This is a genomic window from Acidovorax sp. KPB24-03 (genome assembly GCF_057546605.1).
In genome coordinates, this window is the sequence record NZ_BAAJYR010000304.1 from 1 (window position 1) to 4,258 (window position 4,258).

6 protein-coding genes and 1 pseudogene are annotated in these 4,258 nt (G+C 67.7%); 4 read left to right on the forward strand and 3 right to left on the reverse strand.

All coding sequences use genetic code 11. The annotated features are described in order from the left end of the window. A partial coding sequence (locus tag AC27KI_RS19675; protein ID WP_487115385.1) for a LytTR family DNA-binding domain-containing protein occupies nucleotides 1-383 on the forward strand: 383 nt, incomplete at its 5' end. A 71-nt stretch (nucleotides 384-454) separates the two neighbouring features. On the opposite strand, the gene AC27KI_RS19680 is transcribed toward AC27KI_RS19675, so the two are convergent. Together AC27KI_RS19680 and AC27KI_RS19685 are read right to left on the reverse strand one after the other, a co-directional pair. Beyond that, nucleotides 455-1,087 (reverse strand): LysE family translocator, encoded by a 633-nt coding sequence (locus tag AC27KI_RS19680; RefSeq protein ID WP_284394813.1) that lies wholly within the window; start codon nucleotides 1,085-1,087, stop codon nucleotides 455-457. 135 nt (nucleotides 1,088-1,222) lie between these two features. Further along, nucleotides 1,223-1,864 carry an ABC transporter ATP-binding protein gene (locus AC27KI_RS19685; RefSeq protein WP_487115387.1) on the reverse strand — a complete coding sequence of 214 codons (642 nt, stop codon included), beginning with the start codon at nucleotides 1,862-1,864 and terminating at the stop codon, nucleotides 1,223-1,225. A gap of 147 nt (nucleotides 1,865-2,011) precedes the next feature. Between AC27KI_RS19685 and AC27KI_RS19690 the strand changes: the two genes are divergently transcribed. From AC27KI_RS19690 to AC27KI_RS19700, 3 genes are all read left to right on the forward strand, one after another. Then, a complete protein-coding gene (locus tag AC27KI_RS19690; RefSeq protein ID WP_487115389.1) occupies nucleotides 2,012-2,380 on the forward strand; it encodes a hypothetical protein in 369 nt (122 codons plus the stop codon). Nucleotides 2,381-2,638: 258 nt separating this feature from the next. Then, nucleotides 2,639-2,953 carry a hypothetical protein gene (locus tag AC27KI_RS19695; protein ID WP_487115391.1) on the forward strand — a complete coding sequence of 105 codons (315 nt, stop codon included), beginning with the start codon at nucleotides 2,639-2,641 and terminating at the stop codon, nucleotides 2,951-2,953. Nucleotides 2,954-3,274: 321 nt separating this feature from the next. Further along, nucleotides 3,275-3,922: a hypothetical protein gene (locus AC27KI_RS19700; protein ID WP_487115393.1), complete on the forward strand. Its 648-nt coding sequence runs from the start codon at nucleotides 3,275-3,277 to the stop codon at nucleotides 3,920-3,922. 22 nt (nucleotides 3,923-3,944) lie between these two features. Here the strand turns inward: AC27KI_RS19700 and AC27KI_RS19705 are convergent. Next, nucleotides 3,945-4,258 (reverse strand): annotated as a pseudogene (locus AC27KI_RS19705) (TOBE domain-containing protein); the annotation flags it as partial.

A 4,258-nucleotide genomic window follows, 5' to 3' on the forward strand; every position in this document is an offset into this window, starting at 1 on the left:
TGGTGGCGCTGCCCGGGGCCGCTGCGCCGGGCATGGCCGGTGCGGCGGCGCACCCCGCCCCGCTCACCGTCATCCAGGCCAGCAGCGGCGCGCAGATCCACCTGGTGTCGGTGGCGGACGTCGTGGTGTTCGAGGCGGCCGACAAGTACGTGCGCGTGCTGACCGCCACGCAGGAGTACCTGATCCGCACGCCCCTCAAGGAACTGGCTGCCCAGCTCGACGCGAACACCTTCTGGCAGGTGCACCGCGGCACCCTGGTGCGCGCCAGCGCCATCGCCTCAGCCGTGCGCGACGAATCAGGGCGGCTGCACCTGCGCCTGCGCGAGCGGCCCGAAACCCTGGCGGTGAGCCGGCTCTACGCCCACCGCTTCAAGGCGATGTAGCGCCCGAATGGCACAAAAGCTGAGGCGAAGCGACCCGGCAGCAAGCGCCGCCGGCCCGCCGAATCACAAAGTCAGCGGTTGGCCGCGAGCAGCAGCCCGCCAGCGCCCATGAAGAATCCGCCCGTCGCCTTGTTCAGCCGCACCACGCCGCGCTGCGAGCGGATCACCCGGCGGATCTGCCGCCCGCCCGTGGCGTACACGGCGGTGGAGACGAACTCGGCCATCAGGTACACCGAGCCCAGCACCAGGAACTGGTGCGCCGCGGGCTGTGCGGGGTCGATGAACTGGGGAAACACCGCGGCGAACAGGATGATCGCCTTGGGATTGGTGATGCCCAGCAGGAACTCCTGCAGGATCAGCGAGCGGATCGGCACCGCGGCCGCCGAGGGCGTGGCCTCGCTGCCCTCCACCAGTTCCAGCCCGCCGAACTCTCGGCTGCGCCACGCCTTCCAGCCCAGCCAGAACAGGTAACACGCCCCCACCCATTTCACGACCGTGAAGGCCGCCTCGGAGGCCAGCAGCATCGCGCCCAGCCCCACGGCGGACACCGTCAAAAAGATGGCGAACGCCGCCGCACGCCCGATGGTGGCCACCAGCGCCGTGCCCACACCGGCCCGGATGCCGTTGTTCAGGCCGCAGAAATTGTTGGGGCCGGGCGTGAGCGCGATCGCCACGGCCACGGGTGCGAAAAGAAGGGCGTCCATACCAGGCTCCTGAATGGCAACGGAAGGGAAAGAAACAAACAGGCAACAGCGCAGAAGGATCGCAGTGTAGGTGGGGAAGGCGCTCGCCGCGAGCCCCGGCAGCGGCGGGCGGCGCGCACCGTGTCGCGGGGACCCTCAGGGCAAATCGATGACAGCGTTCCACGGCACGCCCGCGAGCGCATCGTAGTGCGCCACCAGCACGGTGCCCGGCCCGCCCTGCGCCGCCCGCTGCGCCAGCACCTGCTGCAGGTATTGCACCGACGGGCGGTCCAGCCCGGCCACCGGCTCGTCCACCAGCACCAGCGGCGACCCGCACGCGAAAGCGGCCGCCAGCAGCGCCTTGCGCCGCGTGCCGGTGGACAGCTGCTCCATGGCCTTGGGCAGGTGGCTTTCCAGCCCGAACCCCGCCACGTGTGCCTGCAGCGCCGAGGCGTCCCATGCCGGATGGCGGCCGGCCAGCGCACCGAACCATGCCGCCGGGCTGGTGCCATCGAGCGCCGTCGCGCGCGGGTCGGCCCAGAACACCGCGCCCGACTCCTTCGCGGCCCGGTCGCTGCACGGCTGCCCGTTCCGCCAGACGGTCCCGCCCTGGGGTTGCAGCTCCCCGGCCAGCAGGCGCAGCAGCGTGGTCTTGCCGGAGCCCTCGTCGCCCCGCACCAGCGTCACGCCCGGCGCGGCATGGGCGGTGAAGCCGTCGAATACGGCCGGGCCCTGCGCGTGGGCAAAGCGCAGGCCGTCGCACAGCAAGGTGGCAGAGGGTGTCGTCGAGTCGGGCATGGCGGGGTTCACAGGAGCGAAGGGTGATCGAGGGAGCCGCCCACATCCGTGGGCGCTGCACATTCTGTGGCAAAGCGCGGCCAACCTGCCCGAAAATGCCCCCTGCCGCGCCGCCCCCGGCGCCTTCCTTCAACAAACCTGAAACCCATGACCCTGCGCTACCTGGAATTCGACTACAGCGAGGACGACGAAGGCACCGGCACCTGGGATGCCATGGCCAGCGTGACCGAAGAGCACCTGCCGGCCCTGCACGCGGAGATCGCACAGGTGCTGGGCTGGGCCCACGCCACTTTCCCGAACCAGAACGGCGCCATCGAGGACGGCGCCGCCTGGGACTACGACCTGCAGGCCGTGCGGGAGGTCTCCGCCGTGCAGTCCCTGGTTTTCGACGAGGCCACCTTGCGCCTCGTGTCCACTGCCGGCACGCCCGCGGCACCGCGGCATACGGTGACGCTCTCGATCAGCGGTAACGCGGCGTTCTGCGAGGAATTCCGACCGCGCTTCGGAGGCGAGTGAGCACCCGATGAAGCCGTGAGCGCGGGCCAGCGATCCCCGACCGTCATCCCCATTGCGCATGCCGCTATCATCCCGCGGCCTGCGAAGACGGGCAGAAAAAAAGGGAGGTGAATCGTGAGCGTGGCATTCAAAGACCCGTGCGGTTCGCCATGTCACGGCATCACGAATCGAATTTCAATGGCATGGAAACAATGGCTGCGGAGCGAGCCCGCAGAACCCGTGGTCAACGGGCGAATGCAATATGGACCAGGAAAGGGAATGATCAAACAGGTCTTCGAAGGCCTCGATGCTTCGCAAAAGAGGGTCCGAAAAATCGCGACCATCGACCCGATCAGGAAGAAGATCATCCTGATCCAGCCCGGGGATAAGGTGCTCTATCAATCCGGACTCAGGGAAAAGGGTGTTGCGGGTTATGTGTATGTATTTGCCCATGCCACAGCAAAAAGCATTCAGGGAATGATCCATGGCATGGAAGTGGACGACACGATCCGGCGCAGCGGCCTCTGGCACGGAGAGCCGGTTTTTGATCGACGCATGCAATGTGGGAGCCACGTCCGATGGCATCGCAAGTGAATTGGCCCAAGTGTTGCGAACGCATGTCACGGCGCCCACGACAACCACCTGGAATTACCCGCTGGGCGGTTCTGCGGTGGGGCAAGGGGCCTTCGAGAAGCTCCCGGGCGTATTGGCGATGCTCCCCATTCCTGACCTGTTGCGTCCAGGCTTATGGCGAACCTGGGGGCCCGATGGACAACCCATTGCAACGGCCCCAACCTCTCCGCGCGATACCGGCGATCTGCTGAAAGGGGCCTCGATGCAGAAAATGGGGAAGCGCCGATGATTGGCCGGTGGAAAAAATGGGGGGCAGGCACCCGAACCGCTCTGGTCCTTTCCTTGCTGGTCGGCGCCTGGACCGCGTGGTGGTGGATCGATAGCGCCGTCACCTGCGACCAGCAGGATGAATACTCGTATCACGGCTTTTGCCTGATGGAGTTGCAACGCCGCGCCGAAAGCGGCGACAACCCGGCGCAGTGGGCTTACGGCAATTACCTGGCAGGCATTCCGCCCTTCGACCAAGCCTACGAGTGGCATCTGAAAGCCATGCACGGCGCGCGCATCGGCCTGGAGTTGCGTCGCAGCATGGACGCCTACTGCGACAAGGTTCCCGGCTTCGAGGCACACACGGTGGAGTCCGTCATGCAGCTTGTGGTCCGCACCAGTCCCGATGCCCATTTGCGGCTGTTCCAGTTGTATCTTTCCCCGCCCCCCTGCAGCGCGTTCAGCCTGGATCAAGCCAGCGCACAGATCCCCTTGCTCACCCAATGCGCCCACCTCACCCTGGCCGAATACTTCCGGGCCGTGGAGCGAGAGCGCTACACCCTTTCGGCGGCAACGCGGGCGGCCATCCGGGGCAACCTGGATCGCTGCGAAAACGAACTCGCCCACCCCCCACCAGAAGCCCCCACGGTGCGTGAGTTCATGCCATTGCAGCCGAAGGACATCGAGGCGCTTCGGCGCAGCCTGGACAAGACCGCTCCGTGACCCAGGCCCAGTCGAAATCCGGTCACCCCGTGACGGCCAGCACCACGGCCGACTCGTCCACCGCCATCGCCACGCGAGCACGGGCCCGCAGGCCGCTCGACGGGGGCGCGAACCCCACCATGTGCACCCCGGCGTCCAGCGTGGCCGAAACCTCGTCGCCCGCCGGCCCGCGCGACACGCGCGATGCCCTGGCCGGCCAGGCGTTGTCGGCAGCCGATGCCGGCAAACCGGCCTGAACGCGCACGGCCGCGGCCTTGCACAGCGCGAGCACGGGCAGGGCCCGGACGCAGCGCCAGCAGCTCGGCGCTCTCGCGCGTGATGCGCGCGCGCAGCGCC

Coding starts and splice junctions, on each gene's coding strand:
- AC27KI_RS19680 (WP_284394813.1), bottom strand. CDS start 1,087: ATGGACGCCCTTCTTTTCGCACCCGTGGCCGTGGCGATCGCGCTCACG.
- AC27KI_RS19685 (WP_487115387.1), bottom strand. CDS start 1,864: ATGCCCGACTCGACGACACCCTCTGCCACCTTGCTGTGCGACGGCCTG.
- AC27KI_RS19690 (WP_487115389.1), top strand. CDS start 2,012: ATGACCCTGCGCTACCTGGAATTCGACTACAGCGAGGACGACGAAGGC.
- AC27KI_RS19695 (WP_487115391.1), top strand. CDS start 2,639: ATGATCAAACAGGTCTTCGAAGGCCTCGATGCTTCGCAAAAGAGGGTC.